The organism is Pseudomonas sp. S4_EA_1b (genome assembly GCF_016307435.1).
Classification (GTDB): Bacteria; Pseudomonadota; Gammaproteobacteria; order Pseudomonadales; family Pseudomonadaceae; genus Aquipseudomonas; species Aquipseudomonas rhodesiae.
Genome location: NZ_JAEILC010000069.1, coordinates 1 through 18335 on the forward strand (window position 1 = coordinate 1; position 18335 = coordinate 18335).

The following is an 18335-nucleotide window of genomic DNA, read 5'->3' on the forward strand; positions in this document are numbered from 1 at the left end:
GAATACCAGCAGTTCCACCGGTGCGCGCATCCAGCGCGGTGGCTCGTGGGGGGTGTGGGGCAGGTTGGTGGGGGGCGGGCCGAAGAACACATCCACGGTAAAACGCAGTGCATAGGCGACGCTGAAGGTGCCGGCAATGGTGGCGATCACCGGCAGTGCGATTTCCACCCATTTTGTCGCCGAGATAAACACGGTTTCGGCGAAGAACATCTCTTTGGACAGGAAGCCATTGAGCAGCGGCACGCCGGCCATGGACGCGCTGGCCACCATCGCCAGGGTCGCGGTGAACGGGATCAGGCGCACCAGTCCGCTGAGTTTGCGGATATCCCGCGTGCCGCTTTCGTGGTCGATGATGCCCGCAGCCATAAACAGCGAGGCTTTAAAAGTGGCGTGGTTGAGGATGTGAAACACGGCGGCCACGGCGGCCAGCGGGCTGTTGAGGCCCAGCAGCAGGGTGATCAGCCCGAGGTGGCTGATGGTGGAATAGGCCAACAGGCCCTTGAGGTCGTTTTGGAACATGGCGCAGTAAGCGCCGAGGAGGAGGGTGAGGGCGCCGGCACCGCCGACGATCCAGAACCATTCTTCGCTGCCGGACAGCGACGGCCACAGGCGGGCCAGCAGGAACACGCCGGCCTTCACCATCGTCGCCGAGTGCAGGTAGGCCGAAACCGGCGTGGGCGCGGCCATGGCGTGGGGCAGCCAGAAATGGAACGGAAACTGCGCACTCTTGCTCAAGGCACCGATCAGCACCAGCGCGAGCATCACCGGGTACAGCGCGTGCGCACGAATCTGATCGCCCGCCGCCAGTACCAGGTCCAGGTCGTAGCTGCCGACGATATGCCCCAGCAGCATCACGCCCGCCAGCAGGCACAGACCGCCCGCGCCGGTGACCATCAGCGCCATATAGGCACCGCGTCGCGCATCGGCGCGGTGGTGCCAATAGCCGATCAGCAGGAATGAGAACAGGCTGGTCAGTTCCCAGAAAAACACGATCTGGATCAGATTACCGGAGATCACCAGGCCCAGCATGGCGCCCATAAAGGCCAGGAAAAACGCGAAGAAGCGCGGTACCGGGTCGTCCGGCGACATGTAATAACGCGCATATAGCGACACCAGTGTGCCGATGCCCAGCACCAGCATCGAGAACAGCCAGGCGAAGCCATCCATGCGCAGCACGAAATTCAGCCCGAGGCTGGGCAGCCACATGAATTCTTCGCGAATCACGCCGCCGTAGGCGACCTGGGGGTACAGCAAGGCGACTTGAATGGTGCCGACCAGCGCCACCAGGCCGGCCAGCAGGGATTCGGTATTACGTGCGTTATGCGGCAGCAATGCCGCCAGACAGCTGCCGATAAAAGGCAGAAGCAGTAGAACTATCAGGGACATAGGCTTCTAATCTGCGGGAGTTTGGGATGCATCATACGTGCCGCTTTCTGGATCACCAAACGGCAAGATGTGGCAGGATCCTACAGAATAGAGCGAAGAGGGCTACCGATCGTTCCCCGGCCATCAATGGCCTTGCTGGCGTTCTTCCTGCAATCCATCGTCAACCGCCAATGCTTTCTGCCCCTTGGTCTTGATCTCGCTCACAATCACCGCCACCACAATCAGCGCCGCGCCCAGCATGGCAATCGGCGGGAAGCGCTCACCGGCAATCCGCCCGACCACGCCAGCCCACACCGGCTCGCCGGCATAGATCAACGTGGCCCGTGTTGGCGAGACGCTTTGTTGCGCCCAGTTCATCGCCACTTGGATCACCGCGCTGGTCAGGCCCAGGCCTACCGCACTGAACAGCAGCAACCACGAGAACCCCGGCAGCACCTCGCCCATCGGCACCACCATCAAAAATGACAGCAGCGATGCGGTGGCCAGTTGCACCACGGTCACGCGGCGCACGTCCACCTGGCCGGCGAACGCGCTGATCAGGATGATTTCGGCGGCAATCGCGATGGCGCCGATCAAGGTCGCGATTTCCCCGGCGCTGAAATTCAGCGATGCACCCGCCGGGCCGGTCAGCAACATCAGCCCGGCAAACGCCAGCATGATACCCAGGCTCGGCATCAGGCCTGGACGACGGCCCAGTACCAGCCATTGCAGCAACGGCACGAAGGGCACATACAAAGCGGTGATAAACGCCGATTGGCTGCTGAGGATGGTTTGCAGGCCGATGGTCTGCAAGCCGTAGCCGAACATGATCGCTACACCGATAAATACCCCGGCCTTCAGCTCGAACAGCGTCAGGTCGCGCAGGGTGCGCAAGGAAAAGAAACCGACCGCAATGGCCGCCGCGGCAAAACGCAGGCCCACGAAGAACATCGGCCCGCTGACAGCCATGGCATGCTGCACCAGTAAAAAGGTGCCGCCCCAAATCATGGTGATAAACACCAGGATGCACTCGGCTTTGCTGAATCGATGGAAACGCGATGGAGAGTTCGGGGTGGTCATGTGGGCTCGGTCTTGCAAGGAAAAGGCACGGACCGCACAATGCGCCGCACGCTGGGCAGTATACTGCGCACACCCACCCATTGAGCAATATAGTGCACAAAGAAAATCCGCAGCGGGCTTCGGTCCTGCAACACGTCAGCCAGAACGTTCGTCGCCTGCGTCACGCCGCCGAACTCAGCCAGACTGCGCTTTCGGAAAAGTCCGGGGTCAGCCGGCGCATGCTGGTGGCCATCGAGGCCGGCGAGAAGAACGTCAGCCTGTCGACGCTCGACCGCGTCGCCGAAGCTTTGGGCGTTGCCTTCAGCGACCTGATCCAGGCCCCGGACGTGCGCGACCATAGCCGTATCAACGAGCTGGCCTGGGCCGGCGAAATCGTCGGCAGCAAGGCCGTGTTATTGGCCAAGGCCACCGCGCGGCGCGAGGTCGAGTTGTGGGAGTGGCGCTTGGAACCAGGCGATATTTACTCCCCCGACCCCGATTTGGAAGGCTGGAGCGAGCAACTGTTCGTGTTCGAAGGCTGCTTGACCCTGGTGGTGCGTGACCAGGAAAACACCATCGCTGCCGGTGAGTTCTTTATGTTTGCCAGCCATCAACCCCACGCCTATCGCAATGACGGTGAGGTGGCCGTGCGTTTTGTGCGCAACGTGGTGATCTAACTGTTTGCCAGGCAACAGTGGAACCACACTTTGCTGGTTAAACACATCAGCTGGCACCGCATTTAAGCAGCAAGTCGCTGATTTTATTGGCGATTAAAATCAGGCACGACTCCTGCAATCCCCAGGTCATCCCCATCGGAACCTGGAGTCGGCCCATGTCAGCCCACCCTCTACACCCTGCCCATATCATCCGCTCGGATGCTGAAGCCATTGAGGTGGCTACGCGCCTGGCCGAACGCTTTGCCGTTGGCGCCAGTGAGCGCGATCGTGAACGCCGCCTGCCGGTGGCCGAACTCGACGAGTTTTCCGCCAGCGGCCTGTGGGGCATCACCGTGCCCAAAGCCTACGGTGGCGCCGAAGTGTCCTATGTGACGGTGGCCGAGGTGATCAAGTTGATCTCCGCCGCCGACCCCTCCCTCGGGCAGATCCCGCAAAACCACCTTGGCGTGGTGGACCTGCTGCTGCACACCGCCAGCGAGGAACAAAAGCGCTATTACTTCGGCAAAATTCTCGCCGGTTATCGTTTCGGCAATGCGTTCTCCGAGGCCAAGAGCAAAAACGCCGGGACCTTCGACACGCAAATCCGCATCGATGGCGACAGTGCGCAGATCAACGGTGAAAAGTTCTATTGCACCGGCGCACTGTTCGCCCACCTGGTGCCCACCGTCGGCAACAACGAGCACGGCCAGGCTCTGATTGCCTTCGTCGAGCGCGACGCGCCAGGGCTGAGTGTGATCGACAGCTGGGACGGCTTCGGCCAGCGCACCACGGCCAGTGGCGGGGTGACCCTCGATGGAGTAACGGTGCCCCTGAGCGCGGTGATACCGGCACACTTGGCCTTCGACCGACCCACCGCCAATGGCCCGATCTCGCAGATCATCCAGGCTGCCGTCGACACCGGCATCGCCGTAGGCGCTTTGGAGCAGGCCAAGCTCCACGCACGTCAGGCGCGGCCTTGGATCGACAGCCAGCAGGAGCACGGCTGGCAAGACCCTTTCACGATTGCCGCCATCGGTGACCTGGCGTGGCGCGTGCACGGCACCGAAGCCATTCTCGCCAAGGCCGGCCTGGCCGTGGACCGGGCCCTGGCCGAGCCGAATGAAGACAGCGTCGCTCAAGCTTCGCTGGTGGTGGCCCAGGCCAAAGTGCTGTCGGCGGAAACCGCATTGCTCGCCAGCAGCAAATTGTTCGAACTGGCCGGTACGCGCTCGGTGACGGGCAAGTACAACCTCGACCGGTTCTGGCGCAATGCCCGCACCCACACCCTGCACGACCCGGCCCGCTGGAAATACCACTTGATCGGCAATTTCGTGCTCAACGGCGTGAAGCCTGCACGCCACGCCTGGAACTGAGAGACCTGACCCATGACCACACTGACCCTTGCGCGCCAACTGCTGGACAGCACCCGTCGACATGTCGAACGCAGCGATGACCCCTACGTGATCAGCCGCTTTGGCGATCTGCAGATCCGCGTCGACGTGGCCGCCGCCTTGCTCGAACGGGCCGAGACCCACCCCAGCCCGGTCGCCCGCGCTGAAGCGCAGATTGCTGCGGCCGAAGCGCTGATTGCCGCCAGCAACACCGAATTCGAATTGACCGGCCAACGCAGCGCGCTGCCTTCAAGCCTGGATAACCCGCTGCGTCACACCTACCACGCAGTCGGTAACTACCACCTCAACGGAGTGCACTGATGGCCCGTGAAATTCGCCTGAATGCCTTCGACATGAATTGCGTCGGCCACCAATCCCCCGGCCTATGGGCGCACCCGCGCGACCGTTCGTGGCAGTACAAGGATTTGGCGTACTGGACCGACCTGGCAAAAATCCTGGAGCGGGGCAAGTTCGACGGGCTGTTTATCGCCGATGTGCTGGGTATCTACGACGTGTACAACGGCAATGGCGACGCAGCGATTCGCCAGGCCACCCAAGTGCCGGTCAATGATCCGCTGTCGCTGATCGCCCCTATGGCGATGGTCACCGAACACCTGGGGTTTGGCCTGACGGCCTCGCTGTCGTTCGAACACCCGTACCCGTTCGCGCGCCGGCTTTCGACCCTCGATCACCTGACCCAGGGCCGCATCGGCTGGAACATCGTCACCTCGTACCTGGAAAGCGGGGCCAAGAACCTGGGGCAGAAAGCCCAGACCGAACACGACGCGCGCTATGACTATGCCGAAGAGTACCTGGAGGTTTGCTACAAACTTTGGGAGGGCAGTTGGGAGGAGGGCGCGGTATTGCGTGATCGCGAGCGCCGGATATTCAGCGACCCGAGCAAAATCCATGAGATCCGCCACGTCGGCAAGCACTTCCAGGTGCCCGGCATCCACCTGTGCGAGCCGTCGCCGCAGCGCACGCCGGTGCTGTACCAGGCCGGTGCGTCTAGCCGTGGCAAGCAGTTCGCTGCCGAGCAGGCCGAGTGCGTGTTCGTCGCGGCGCCGTCCAAGGTGCTGCTGAAAAAGACCGTCGCCGATATTCGCCGCCGCGCGGCCGAGGCAGGGCGGGACCCGAAGAAAATCCTGATTTTCAACTTGCAGACGGTGATCGTCGGCGAAACCGACGCCCAGGCCAAAGCCAAGTTCGACGAGTACAAAACCTACGTCAGCTACGAAGGCGCCATGGCGTTGATCTCCGGCTGGACCGGCATCGACTTCAGCCAGTTCAAGCCCGACGAACCGCTCAAACATGTGCACACCAACGCCATTCAATCGGCGGTGGAAGCCTTCTCCACGGCCGACCCGAACAAGGTCTGGACCCCCAACGAACTGGCCGACTGGGTCGGTATCGGCGGCTTTGGCCCGCTGTTCGTCGGCGGCCCAGAGACCGTGGCTGACCTGTTGCAGGAATGGGTCGAAGAGACCGACGTGGACGGCTTCAACCTGGCCTATGCGTTGACCCACGAAACCTTTATCGACGCCGTCGACTGGCTGGTGCCGGAGTTGCAGAAGCGTGGCGCGTACAAGACCGAATACGCCCAAGGCACGCTACGCGAGAAGTTGTTTGGTGATGGTGCAAGGTTGGGCTCGAACCACCCCGGCGCGGGCTACCGCAATTTATCTGGGGTACAAAAAACTACTGTGGGAGGGGGCTTGCCCCCGATAGCGGTGGGTCAGTCATGAGTGCTCTAACTGGCCCACCGCCATCGGGGGCAAGTCGAATCCTCGCACCGCCCCTCCCACAGTTGTCCTGTCTTGATACACAAATACTCAGCCAGCGGACCACCGCACGCACTCCACCCCAATAGGAGCAACCCCCTATGAGCGTGCACGAACCCAAGGCTCTCCTGGAACACCTGCGCCACTGGGCACAACTCACACCGCTGCACATTGCCCTGCGCCACAAGCGTCAGGGCCTGTGGCACGCGTGGCGCTGGATCGACGCCCTGCGCGACGTAGAACGCCTGGCCGATGGTTTGCGCCAGCAAGGTTTCAGCGATCAGTCTCGTTTGGTACTCAGTGGCGCCTTTGAGCCGAACCTGTTGTTGCTGGCGTTGGCGGCCCAGTCCGTCGGTGGTCAGGTGCTGACGCTTGCCGACAACCTGGAACCCCAGGCGCTGGAACAACAGCTATGGCGTATCCGTCCCAGCCACGTCTACGTGCAAGGCCGCCAGCCCGATTGGGCGTTTACCCAGCGGTTGGACTTTGCCCAACTGCTCGGTCCGGTCGACCCGGCGCAACACCTGCAGCGTTGGTGGCAACCCACAGCCGAAACCGCGCTGTGGAGCGAGGACAGTACCCAGTGGCAAGACGGTCTGGCCGTGGTGCTGGAGCAATGGCTGCACAGCGGCCACGGCCTGGCCTTCCCGGAGAACCCGGCGTCGGCGCGACGTGATCGCAGTGAAGTCGCGCCCACGGGGCTGCTGTTATCGCCAGCGCGTTTGCAACAGGTGGCCGACGACATCGAAAGCCGCCTTGCGCCCCACGGCACCTGGCGTCGGCGCCTGTGTGAGTGGGCCATCGCCGATGCACGCAGTGGCCTGCGTCGTGTGCTGAAAAATCGCGTACGCCGGTTGTTGGGCTTCCAGCGCCTGACGTCTATCTGGCAACCCATCAAGTCCAATGTCGAGCCAACGTGGCTTGCCGAATTCAAACGGAAAAGCGCATGAGCCAAGCCATCCTCCAAGTGCGGGATATTTCGCTGTCGTTCAAAGGGGTCAAGGCGATCAGCGGGCTGTCGTTCGACGTGCAGCGCGGCGAGATATGCGCGTTGATCGGCCCTAACGGCGCCGGCAAAAGTTCGCTGCTCAATGTACTCAACGGCGTGTATCGCTTCGATGCCGGCGAGATCATATTCGACGACCAGCATTTCCAGCGCATCGACCCCTTGGGTGCGGCGCGCCGGGGTATCGGTCGCACCTTTCAGAACAACGCCTTGTTCAAAAAAATGAGCGTGCTCGACAACCTCCTCACCGGTCTGTCGCGGTATATGCGCAGCACCTTTATCGAGCAGGCCCTGGGCTTACCCCGGGCGCGACGCGAAGCCGAGGCGTTTGGCCTGCGCGGCCAGGGCGTCCTCGAATTTCTAGAGTTGCAAGCCCACCGCGATGTGCTGGTGGGCAATCTGTCCTACGGCCTGCAAAAGCGCGTGGAATTGGGCCGCGCACTGATCGCCGAGCCCAGCCTGTTGTTGCTGGACGAGCCCATGGCCGGCATGAACGCCGAGGAAAAACAGGAAATGGCTCGCTTTGTCGCCGATGTGAACCGCGACCTGGGCACCACGGTAGTGTTGATCGAACACGATATCGGTGTGGTCATGGGCCTGTCCGACCATGTGGTGGTGCTGGACTACGGGCGCAAGGTCGGCGACGGCACGCCCGCCCAAGTACAGGCCAACCCCGAGGTAATCGCGGCCTACCTGGGAGTCGTTCACTGATGACGTTCTTCTTTGAAACCCTGCTCGGCGGCCTGCTCGCCGGCACCCTGTATTCGCTGGTCGCCATCGGCTTCGTGCTGATCTACAAGGCCAGCGGCGTGTTCAATTTTGCCCAGGGCGCGATGCTGCTGTTTGCCGCGCTGACTTTTGTCAGCCTGCATGACCAGGGCGTGCCATTTGCCCTGGCGTTACTGCTGACGGTCATCGTGATGATTGGCGGCGCGTTGCTTATCGAACGGTTGGTCTTGCGGCCGCTGGTGAACCGTTCGCAAATCACCTTGTTCATGGCCACCCTGGGCCTGTCGTTCATTATCGAAGGCTTGGCTCAGGGCCTGATGGGCTCCCAGGTGCGCGCGCTGGACCTCGGGATCGACGACGTGCCGCTGTTTGTCGGGCCGCTGATGCTCAGCCAGTTTGACCTGGTCGCCGCGGCTGCCGCAGGGGTGCTGGTGACGGTGCTGGCGCTGCTGTTCAACAAGACCCGCATCGGCGTGTCGTTGCGGGCGGTGGCGGATGACACCACGGCGGCGCTGTCCATCGGCATCCACCTCAACCGCATCTGGCAGATCGTATGGGCGGTGGCCGGTGTGGTCGGGCTGGTGGCGGGGCTGCTGTGGGGCGCGCGCCAGGGCGTGCAGTTCTCGCTGTCGCTGGTGGTGCTCAAGGCGTTGCCGGTGTTGATCATCGGTGGCTTCACTTCGATTGGCGGGGCGATGGTTGGTGGGCTGATCGTTGGCGCCGCGGAGAACCTTGCCGAGGTGTACATCGGCCCGCTGATCGGCGGCGGCATCACGCCCTGGTTCGCCTATGTCCTGGCCCTGGCCTTCCTGTATATGCGTCCCGCCGGCCTGTTCGGCGAGCGCGCAATCGAGCGAGTCTGAACCTATGTCGATCCCTGTCGTTGAACACGCCGCCCCCTTGTTGTTGATCCAGCGGCGTGTGCCCTGGGGCCTGATCGGCTTGCTGGGCTTGGCCTTTATCGTGGTGCCGCTGTGGGGCAATGATTATTGGCTCAATGCGATTTTGATCCCGTTTCTGGTGTTGTCCCTGGCCGGTCTGGGCCTGAACCTGCTGACCGGCTACACCGGGCAAACCTCGGTGGGCGCTGCGGGCTTCATGGCGGTCGGTGCGTTTGCCACCTATGGCTTTTTACTGCGTTTGCCTGAGTTGGGCCTGCCGGTGGCGTTGCTCGGCGGCGGCGTGATCAGCGCGCTGGTGGGCCTGCTGTTTGGTTTGCCCAGCTCGCGGATCAAGGGGTTCTACCTGATGGTCACTACCCTGGCCGCGCAGTTTTTTCTGGAATGGTTGTTCGTCAAGTTTCCCTGGTTCTACAACTATGGTTCATCCGGCACCATTTCCGCGCCCGCGCTGACGTTGTTCGGCCATGACCTCAACACCCCGTTGGGCCGTTATTGGCTGACCCTGGTCAGCGTATTGCTGTTGACCTGGACGGCCGTGAACCTGGTGCGCAGCCAGGTGGGGCGCAATTGGATGGCGATCCGCGACATGGACACCGCCGCCGCTGTGATCGGCATTCCGGTGGCGCGCTACAAGCGCCTGGCGTTTGCGGTCAGCTCGTTCTATCTGGGCATCGCCGGGGCGCTGTGGGCCTTCGCTTACCTGGGCACGGCCAGCGCCAGCAGCTTCGATATCAATCGCTCGTTCCAGATTCTGTTCATCATCATTATCGGCGGCATGGGCAGTATCGCCGGCAACTTTGTCGGCGCCGCGTTTATCAGCCTGCTGCCGATTTTCCTCAGCCACGCCGGTCAGGCGCTGTTCGGTGGCGCGGTGGATGCGGGGCAGTTGCAGAACCTGCAGAAAATCATCTTTGGCGTGTTGATCATCGTGTTCCTGATCAAGGAACCCGACGGTTTGATTCGCCTGTTGCACACCCTTCGCGATCGGCTGCGCCAGTGGCCGCTGCGTTTCTAACCTCAAGAGAACTTCCTATGCGTGCATCCTTCAAACAATCCCTGGCCGGCGCCGCGTTAGCCGTGGCTGCGTTCACCACCAGCGTGCCCTCGGCGGTGGCGTCCCCGGACCAGCAATTTATCCCGCTGGCGACCTACCGGGTCGGCGCCTACGCGTCCAGCGGCGTGCAGGTGTGGGCCGGGATGATCGACTATTTGCGCTATATCAACGAGGTCGAGGGTGGCATCAACGGGGTGAAACTGGTGTGGCAGGAATGCGAGACCGAGTGGACCGCCGAGAAAGGCATCGAGTGTTACGAGCGCTTTAAAAACGGTCTGGATGGCGCCCCGGTCGCGGTGTACCAACCCAATGGCGCGCCAGCGGCTTATGCGCTGAGCGAGCGGGCCGAGGTGGACAAGATCCCGTTGATCACCCTCGGCTACGGGCGTACCGAGGCCACCGATGGCACCGTATTCCCCTACAACTTCCCGGTGATGCTGACCTTCTACAGCGAGGCATCGAGTTTGGTGAACTACATCGCCGAGCGGGAGGGCGGTTTCGACAAACTCAAGGGCAAGAAAATTGCCACGGTGTACCACGACTCGGCCTACGGACGTGAAACCCTCGGCCCGCTGAAGCTGCTGGCGGAAAAATACGGCTTTGAAAATATCCAGATCCCGGTGGCCGATCCGGGCAACGAACAATCCGCGCAATGGCGCCAGGTGCGCCAGGCCAACCCGGATTGGGTGTTCCTGCGTACCTGGGGCGTGTCCACGCCGGTGGCGGTGAAGACGGCGGCGCGCTTCGGCTTTCCGGTGGACCATATCATCGGCGATATCTGGGCCAGCTCCAGCGAGGACGTGCTGCCTGCCGGCGCCGCCGCCAAGGGTTACCTGGCGCTGACACCGTACCCGGCGGGGGCGGATTTCGAGATTCACAAACGCCTCAAACAATACGTGCTCGACAAAGGCCACAGCGACCTCAAGGACCTGAAGAACTTCGGCAGCGTCTACTACAACTCTGGCCTTGTGAACGCCGCCGTGGCGGTCGAGGCGATCCGCACCGCCCAGGCCAAGTTCGGCAAGCGTCCGCTCAACGGCGAAGAGGGGCGTTGGGGCCTGGAGCACTTGAACATCGACGATGCGCGCTTGAAAGACATGGGCTACCTGGGCCTGATGCAGAACCTGAAATTGTCGTGCCGCGATCACGAAGGTGGCGGCTCGGCGCGGGTGCAGCAATGGGACGGTGCGAACTGGACGCTGATCAGCGATTGGATCGCCGCCGACCGTGCGCTGCTGCGCCCGCTGATCGACGAGAAGTCCGCCGCGTTCGCCAAGGAAAAAGGCCTGACGCCACGCGCCTGCACCGGGGATGAATAAGCCATGAACCAACCTGCCAGTGTGTCGGCGAGCCCGGCGCTGTTGACTGTCAACGATATCGAGGTGATCTACGACGGCGCGATCCTGGCGGTGGCCGGGGTGTCACTGCATGTGCCCAAGGGCGCCATCGTCGCCTTGCTGGGTGCCAATGGCGCCGGCAAGAGCACCACCCTCAAGGCCATTTCCGGGCTGGTGCGCGCCGAGCGCGCCGAGGTCAGCCGGGGGGTGATCGAATATGCCGGTGCGGACTTGGCCGGCATTGATCCCAACCAGCGCGTGCGCCAGGGCATGGTGCATGTGCTGGAGGGCCGCCATGTGTTCGGCCAGCTCAGCGTGGAAGACAACCTGCGCAGCGGCGGCTTTGTGCGGCGTTTGAGCCGCAAGGCCATGGCCCAGGACCTGGAACGCATTTACACCTGGTTCCCACGGCTCAAGACCAAGCGCCACACCCGCGCCGGGCTGACCTCCGGCGGCGAGCAACAGATGGTCGCCATCGGCCGAGCGTTGATGACCCGTCCTACTTTGGTACTGCTCGACGAGCCGTCCATGGGTTTGGCGCCTATGATCGTGCAGGAGATCTTCGAGATCATTGCGCAGCTCAACCGCGAACAGCAGGTGAGCTTCCTGATCGCCGAGCAGAACATTAACGTCGCGCTCACCTATGCGGCCCATGGCTATGTGCTCGATACTGGGCGCGTGGCCTTGAGCGGCAGTGCCGCTGAACTGCGGGCGCGCGGCGACCTGCATGACATCTACCTGGGTAAACAGTAAGGGCGAACCTGCATGACGGAATCCACCCGCAACGCTGATGTGCTGATCATCGGCGGCGGTCTGAGCGGCACGATGCTGGCCGTACAACTGCTGCGCCTGCCCGGTCGGCGCCAGATCCTGGTGATCGAACCGCGCGCCGAACTGGGTCGGGGCGAGGCTTACAGCGCGGTCGAACTGGGCCACACCCTCAACGGCAACGCCGCGCGCATGAGTGTCGACCCGGACAACCCCGACGACCTCACGCAGTGGCTCACCGAACACATCGCGGCCGGCGGTTGGCCGGAGTCGGCCGAGCAGGCGGTGCCGATCAGCGAGCTGTTCCCGCCGCGCGGGCTATTTGGTGTGTATGCGCAGCAGCGGCTGGCCGAGGCCAAGGCACGCTCGGCGTCCACGGTGAAGCATGTCAGGGCCGAAGTGATCGACGTGCAGATGGATGCGGATTCAACCCTGCTGACCCTCGATAACGGCCAGCGGTTGCGCGGTAACTTTGCGGTATTGGCTACCGGCATGTTCCCGGCGGCGCGCACGCCGCAGACCCACTCCAGCGGCGTCAACGCGGCGGCGGTCGACCCATGGGACGTGGCGACCATGAGGCGCCTGGATCCGCGCTCGACGGTGCTGATTATCGGCTCCGGGTTGACCATGGTGGACGCCGTGGTGTCCCTGGAACAGGCCGGGCATCGCGGGCCCATCGAGATCTTTTCGCGCCATGGCCTGTTGCCCCATGTGCGCCGGCAACCGCCGGCCTGGGACGACTTCCTGGCTGCCGACCCGGCCTTGCGCAGCCCTCGGCAACTGCTGCGCGAACTGCGTCGCCAATGCAGCATCGCGCAGGCCCAGGGCATCGACTGGCAAGCGCCGCTGGACACCGTACGCGCCCATATCGGCCGTCTCTGGAGCCAGGCCAGCGAGCGCGAGAAGCGCCAGTTCGTGCGCCATGTGCGGCCGTGGTGGGAAAGTCATCACCACCGCTCGCCGCCGCTGAGCGCGCAGCTGGTGGCGCGTTTGCATGAGGAGGGGCGGTTGCGCATTCGTGCGGCGTCATTCAAGGGGCTGGTGCCCGCGCAAAGCGGCGTCACCATCGCGGTGCGCCAACGCGGCGAACAAACGCTCACTCAAGTGACGGGCGCGGCGCTGATCAACTCCAGCGGCATCGAATACGACTGGCGCCGCGTGGCCCGGCCCTTGCCGCAGCAGTTGCTCAAGCGCGGGTTGATCCAGCCCGGGCCGTTGGCATTGGGCATCGCAGCGGATGCCTCGGGGGCGGTGCTGGATGCCCAGGGCCAGGTCAGCGCCCGACTGTTCGCCATGGGCCCGCCGTTGCGCGGAATGTGGTGGGAGAGCACGGCGGTGACGGATGTGGCGCTGCAAGCCAAAGCCCTGGCCTCGAAGCTGGCAGCGGTCTAACAGAAGCTGACAAAGGACTAAAAGAAGCTGACAGAGAACTTAATGTGGGAGGGGGCTTGCCCCCGATGGCAGTGTGTCAGTTGGCCAATTCTTGACTGAGCCACCGCTATCGGGGGCAAGCCCCCTCCCACAGTGGGTCTTCATTTATTTTGAGATTTTCACAAGGCCGGGTTTCAGGCCGAACACCTCAACCCCTTGCGCCGTCGACTGGCCGGTGGTGACCTTCACCCGTTCCACCGGTTTATCCATCGCCTCGCGGTACGCCACCGTCATGTCCGGCTCAATCGCCTGGCTGGGAATCACGATCGCCTGTTCATTGTTGTAAGTGACGATGGTCAGCCGCGCACTCATGCCCAACCGCACCCGCTGTAGCTGCTCTGGGGTGAGTGTGGGGATCGACAAGGTCACCGGAAACTGTGCGCTGCCCTGGGTGTCGCTGGCGATGGCCAGGCCGCTGACCACGCTGACGGAGCCCTTCAGCCGTTCGCCGTCGAACCCGTCGCCCATGACTTCCACGGCCTGGCCCTGGTGCAGTTGGTTGATATCCAGCTCCGACACCTTGGCGACGATCTTCAACCGTTCGATATTCGCCAAGCCAAACAGCACCTGGCCCTGGCTGACCTTGCTGCCGGCCTGGATCGGCGCGTTGGCGTTGCCACCACCGGCCGGTGCGTTGTTGCCGGGGGCGGGTACCACGATGCCGGAGAACGGCGCCTTCACCTCTTGGGCTGCGAGCAGGGTGCGCAGGGCCTCGTATTTCACGGTGGCGTTGGTCAGCTCCATTTCGGCGATCTGGCGGTATTCGCCCTTGCCCTGTTCCAGCGCCTGTTGCAGTTCGCTGCGGGCCGAGGCGAGGTCCAATTGCTGCTGCTGGGCTTGCTGGCGTAGGTCGTCCAATTCGTTGCGCGGGATGATGCCGCGTTTGAACAGATTCTCGCTTTCGGTGAGTTTGCGTTGCGTGTTGTCGGCGCTCATCTGCGCGGTGCGCAGGCTGCGGCGGGCGCGGCTGACGGTGGGGCTGCTGTCCCAGTCCTGCATTTCCTGCACGGTGCGCCGGGCCTTGAGTTGGGCGGAGAGGGCATCGCGCAATTGCACTTCGAGGGTGGCCGGGTCCATGCGCAGCAACACCTGGCCGGCCTCGACCCGCTGGCCTTGCTCGACCAGATTGGCCTGCACATTGCCGTCAAACGGCGCGGTGAGCACGAGCGTGGTGTCGGGCTCGATTTTGCCCACCAGGCCGATCTCATGCACCAGCGCGTCGGGCTTGACCGCCAGCCACTGCTCGGGCGTGCCGTCGGGAGCGGAGGCCGGGCTGCGCAGGGCCAGCCCCACGCCGCCCAGCAGCAGGATCAGCACAGCGCCCAGCAGGGCTTTTCGATTAATAGTCATTGAGGGCGATTTCCCAACTTTCCAGCGTCATGCCCAGGGTCAGATCGAGCTGGGTCTGGGCGTTCAGATAAGCGATCAACGCGTTGAGCTGCGCGTTTTCAGCGTTGCGCAAGTCGGTCTCGAAGCTCAACACCTGGAAGTTGGTGGAGCGCCCGGCGCTGAGTTTTTCCCGTTCGATCTCGATCTTGCGCCGCGACAGCTCCACGGCGCGCTGGGCGATTTCATACTGGCGCCAGCGTGTGCCCAGGTCGCGCACCACATCGTTGACGCTACGCTCCAGCTCTTGGCGGGCGTCGGTGATGCGCACCTGCTGGTCCTCGACATTCACGCGCGCGCGCACTTCGGCCTGGCGGGTGCTGATATCCCCGATGGGAATCTGCACCTGCACGCCGGCATAGCTGTCCCATGTGCGGTTATTGCTGCTGCCGGCGTCGTTATTGTAGGTGTCACGTATCTGGTTTGCGCCGGCCACCAGGTCCACCTGCCAACGCCCGGAGTCTTTGGCGATCACCAGATTGAGGTCGGCTTGCTGGCTGCCGAGCAGGGCAGCGAGGTATTCCGGCTGTTGGGTCTGCGCCAGGTTGAACGCCTGGCGCTTGTCGATTTGCATGGGCCGGGCCTCCAGGGCTTCGGTGGCGCGGATCGGCGTGGACAGGTCCAGTGCCAGCAGGCGCAGCAGCGCCAGGCGATTGGTGTCCAGCTGGTTCTGCGCTTCTTCCACGCCCAGTTGCTGGGTGGCGATATCGGCTTCGGTCTGTACGATTTCAAACTCGGCCATGCGCCCGGCGCCGATCAAGGCCCGGTTGACTTCCAGCAAGGTGCCGGAGCGCTTAAGCGCATCCTGCACAATGCTCAATTGTTCCTGAGCGCGCAGCAGCTCGCGGTAGGTGGCGATGATCTGGCTGATGGTCTGCGCAACGGTGGCCTTGAGGTTCAGGCGGTTGGCCTGTTCCGCCAGGCGTGACAGGCGCAGCGGTGCTGTGGTGGCATCCCAGCCGGCACCGCGCAGCAGCGGCTGGATGATCGCCAGGTCCAGGCCGTCGCTGCGGTAGCGGCCGGCGCGGTCGGCGTTGTTGAGTTGCTGGGTCCAGGACATGCTCAGGCGCGTGCCGTACTCGCCGAGCAGGCTGCTGGACGGCGTGACATTGGCATTGCGCGCGTTGTCGACCGAACCGCGGGTGCTGCGATAGGAGCTGTTGAGGGTCAGCTTGGGGTTGAACACATCTTCGGCGACCCGCAGGTCGAATTTCTGCGCCACCCGTTGCAGGTAAGCGCTGCGGATCGCTGGATTGTTGCGCAGGCCCAGGTACACGGCGTCGCCCAGGGTCAGGTCGGTGATCTGGGCTTTCAGCGAGACGCCTCGGTCGTAGCCGCTGCGGGTGGTGCTGGGCGCCGAGGGTTTGATGACCACGTCGGCCGCCATGCCGGGCAGGCTGATCAGGGCGAGGCACAGCAGCCATCTATTCATCGCGCAGGGCCTCCACCGGCTGCAACCGCGACGCCGAGACCGCCGGGTAAATGCCGAAAAACAGGCCCACCAACAATGTGCTGCCCACCCCCAAGGGCAGGGCGGCGGCGGCCAGGTCGAACACCCAGCCCGACAACCAGGCGTACAACCAGGCGGCGGTCATGCCGAGCACCGCGCCGCACAGAGCGCCGACGGCGGTGAGGGTGACCGCTTCGAGCAAAAACAGATTGCGAATATCTCGCTGCCGCGCACCCAGCGCCATGCGGATGCCGATTTCGCGGCGGCGCTCCGAGACATTCATCAGCATCACGTTCATCACGCCCACGCCGCCGCCGATCAGGGAAATCGCGCCGAGGGCCAGCAGCAGGTAAGCGAAGGTACGACTCTGGCGCGTCATGCCATCGATCATTTGCTGGGGCACCTGGATGTCGACATCGTGCTCGGTGAGTTGGGCACGCAGGGCGTCGGCCGCGGCCCGGGCCAGGTGTTCCATGTCCTGGCCGGCAGCGGCGCGGATGATCAGGTTGTTGATCTGCGGCGCCGCGTAGATGCGCCGCATGCCCTCGGCGGGCAGAAACAGCGACTCGCCGGGCTGCACCGGCATCAGCATCGCCCGTGGCTGGGGCTGCAGCAGGCCCACCACCAGAAACAGGTAGTCGTTGATGCGCACGCGGTCCCCCAGCCGCACGGGATCCCCCGGCGCGCTCAGGGCCTGGGCAACGTCGGCGCCGATCACGGCGTAGGTTTCGTTGACATCGAAGCCCGACAGGAAGCGGCCGTGTTGCAAGGTCAGGCGCATCGCCGCAGCGACATCCGGCGTGCTACCGACGAAATTGGCGTTGACGCTGCGCCCATGGAACACGATGGGCCCGCTGAACAGGCTGAGCGCGCCGATATGGGCGATGCCCGGAACGGCCTGGCGCACGGCGTCCAGGTCCAAGTGCGTGCGCATCGGCACGTTAGCGCTGCCCTTGGGGGGGAATTGCACCACCAGGGTGTCGGTGCCCATGTCCTTGAAGATCAAGGCGGCATCCACCGAAGCGTTATGGCCGATATTGATCAGCGCCACCACCGACGAACTGCCGATAACGATGCCCAGCAGCGCCAGCATTGAGCGCTTGCCCAGGGTGCGCAGACTGACGAGGGCTTCATGCAGCAGCTGGCTGAGGCTTTGCTCGACCCGCAGGCTCATAGGCGCCCGACCTCTTGCACCACACCGTTGCGCACCAGGATCTTGCGCTCCAGGCGCTCGGCGATCTGCGGGTCGTGGGTGACGATGACCAGGGTGACCTGCTGTTCGCGGTTGAGGCCCAGCAGCAGGTTCATGATGTCCTGAGCGGTGCCGCTGTCGAGATTGCCGGTGGGTTCGTCGGCGAGGATCACCGACGGGTTGCCCACCAGCGCGCGGGCGATGGCCACGCGCTGGCGCTGGCCGCCGGAAAGATCGGCGGGGCGATGGTGGGCACGCTCGGCCAGGCCCACCTGTTCGAGCATGCGCAGGGCCTGTTCCACCGAGGCATGGCGCGACACGCCGCGATAGCTCAGGGGCAGGGCGACATTGTCCAGCGCGCTCAGGCGCGGCAGCAGGTTGAAGCTCTGGAATACGAAACCGATCTGCTGATTGCGGATCGCCGCCAGTTCGTCGGGGCTGGCGCTGAAAATATCGTGGCCGGCGAAGTGGTACTGGCCGCAGTTGGGCAGGTCCAGCAGGCCGAGAATGTTGAGCAGGGTACTTTTGCCGGAACCGGAGGCACCGAGAATGCCGCAGCTGTCGCCACGGGCGATGCAGAGGCATACATCGTTGAGAATGGACAGTGCCTGCCCGGCCAACTCATAGCGTTTGCCGATGCCGTGCAAGGAAATCAAGCCTGGGTGCGTGGGGGTGCCTGTCATCTTGACTACGCCTTCAGTCTCGACGGTGCCTTTATCCCCCATGCAAAACGTTGTATCAAATGCGGGATTGACCGGTACGCGTCACGGACTGGTTTTATTTCTTGTTTTTAAAATATTGTTTGAATACTAACCGCGTTCCCTGGGC

Annotated in this window: 17 protein-coding genes; 11 read left to right on the plus strand and 6 right to left on the minus strand. The window is 63.4% G+C overall.

What is annotated here, in order from left to right; translation table 11 throughout:
* Together YA0848_RS21550 and YA0848_RS21555 are read right to left on the minus strand one after the other, a co-directional pair.
* Positions 1-1386: proton-conducting transporter transmembrane domain-containing protein (locus tag YA0848_RS21550; RefSeq protein WP_269837047.1), on the minus strand; the 1386-nt coding region annotated here is incomplete at its 3' end.
* A gap of 123 nt (positions 1387-1509) precedes the next feature.
* Positions 1510-2445 (minus strand): DMT family transporter, encoded by a 936-nt coding sequence (locus YA0848_RS21555; protein ID WP_047883071.1) that lies wholly within the window; start codon positions 2443-2445, stop codon positions 1510-1512.
* Between the two features lie 92 nt (positions 2446-2537).
* Between YA0848_RS21555 and YA0848_RS21560 the strand changes: the two genes are divergently transcribed.
* From YA0848_RS21560 to YA0848_RS21610, 11 genes are all read left to right on the plus strand, one after another.
* A complete protein-coding gene (locus YA0848_RS21560; protein WP_034098756.1) occupies positions 2538-3101 on the plus strand; it encodes a helix-turn-helix domain-containing protein in 564 nt (187 codons plus the stop codon).
* 155 nt (positions 3102-3256) lie between these two features.
* Positions 3257-4453 carry an SfnB family sulfur acquisition oxidoreductase gene (locus YA0848_RS21565; RefSeq protein WP_034138604.1) on the plus strand — a complete coding sequence of 399 codons (1197 nt, stop codon included), beginning with the start codon at positions 3257-3259 and terminating at the stop codon, positions 4451-4453.
* Between the two features lie 12 nt (positions 4454-4465).
* Positions 4466-4792, plus strand: a complete 327-nt coding sequence (locus YA0848_RS21570; RefSeq protein ID WP_034098753.1) for an acyl-CoA dehydrogenase — start codon at positions 4466-4468, stop codon at positions 4790-4792.
* Positions 4792-6216 (plus strand): LLM class flavin-dependent oxidoreductase, encoded by a 1425-nt coding sequence (locus tag YA0848_RS21575; RefSeq protein ID WP_167417757.1) that lies wholly within the window; start codon positions 4792-4794, stop codon positions 6214-6216. Before YA0848_RS21570 ends, YA0848_RS21575 begins: the two co-directional genes overlap by 1 nt.
* Positions 6217-6353: 137 nt before the next feature.
* Complete coding sequence (locus tag YA0848_RS21580; RefSeq protein ID WP_034098749.1) at positions 6354-7202, plus strand: AMP-binding protein; 849 nt, start codon at positions 6354-6356, stop codon at positions 7200-7202.
* Positions 7199-7969 (plus strand): ABC transporter ATP-binding protein, encoded by a 771-nt coding sequence (locus YA0848_RS21585; protein WP_034098748.1) that lies wholly within the window; start codon positions 7199-7201, stop codon positions 7967-7969. Before YA0848_RS21580 ends, YA0848_RS21585 begins: the two co-directional genes overlap by 4 nt.
* A complete protein-coding gene (locus tag YA0848_RS21590; protein WP_034138600.1) occupies positions 7969-8850 on the plus strand; it encodes a branched-chain amino acid ABC transporter permease in 882 nt (293 codons plus the stop codon). Before YA0848_RS21585 ends, YA0848_RS21590 begins: the two co-directional genes overlap by 1 nt.
* 4 nt (positions 8851-8854) lie before the next feature.
* Positions 8855-9904 carry a branched-chain amino acid ABC transporter permease gene (locus YA0848_RS21595; RefSeq protein ID WP_034114208.1) on the plus strand — a complete coding sequence of 350 codons (1050 nt, stop codon included), beginning with the start codon at positions 8855-8857 and terminating at the stop codon, positions 9902-9904.
* Positions 9905-9921: 17 nt separating this feature from the next.
* Entirely contained in the window at positions 9922-11262 is a 1341-nt protein-coding gene (locus YA0848_RS21600) for an ABC transporter substrate-binding protein (RefSeq protein WP_169903553.1), read from the plus strand.
* A gap of 3 nt (positions 11263-11265) precedes the next feature.
* Positions 11266-12033, plus strand: coding sequence for an ABC transporter ATP-binding protein (locus tag YA0848_RS21605; RefSeq protein ID WP_047883067.1), 768 nt, complete (start codon positions 11266-11268; stop codon positions 12031-12033).
* A gap of 12 nt (positions 12034-12045) precedes the next feature.
* The gene (locus YA0848_RS21610) at positions 12046-13440 is read left to right on the plus strand and encodes an FAD/NAD(P)-binding protein (RefSeq protein WP_169903552.1); all 1395 of its coding nucleotides are present in this window, start codon (positions 12046-12048) and stop codon (positions 13438-13440) included.
* 144 nt (positions 13441-13584) lie between these two features.
* On the opposite strand, the gene YA0848_RS21615 is transcribed toward YA0848_RS21610, so the two are convergent.
* Genes YA0848_RS21615 through YA0848_RS21630 form a run of 4 tightly spaced genes read right to left on the minus strand, consistent with a single transcriptional unit; the run spans position 13585 to position 18190 of the window.
* Positions 13585-14829 (minus strand): efflux RND transporter periplasmic adaptor subunit, encoded by a 1245-nt coding sequence (locus tag YA0848_RS21615; RefSeq protein ID WP_047883064.1) that lies wholly within the window; start codon positions 14827-14829, stop codon positions 13585-13587.
* Positions 14819-16297: a TolC family protein gene (locus YA0848_RS21620; RefSeq protein ID WP_034098732.1), complete on the minus strand. Its 1479-nt coding sequence runs from the start codon at positions 16295-16297 to the stop codon at positions 14819-14821. Before YA0848_RS21620 ends, YA0848_RS21615 begins: the two co-directional genes overlap by 11 nt.
* Positions 16290-17489, minus strand: a complete 1200-nt coding sequence (locus tag YA0848_RS21625; RefSeq protein ID WP_169903551.1) for an ABC transporter permease — start codon at positions 17487-17489, stop codon at positions 16290-16292. Before YA0848_RS21625 ends, YA0848_RS21620 begins: the two co-directional genes overlap by 8 nt.
* Positions 17486-18190 (minus strand): ABC transporter ATP-binding protein, encoded by a 705-nt coding sequence (locus YA0848_RS21630; RefSeq protein WP_169903550.1) that lies wholly within the window; start codon positions 18188-18190, stop codon positions 17486-17488. The genes YA0848_RS21625 and YA0848_RS21630 overlap by 4 nt, the downstream gene beginning before the upstream one ends.
* Positions 18191-18335 lie beyond the last annotated feature (145 nt).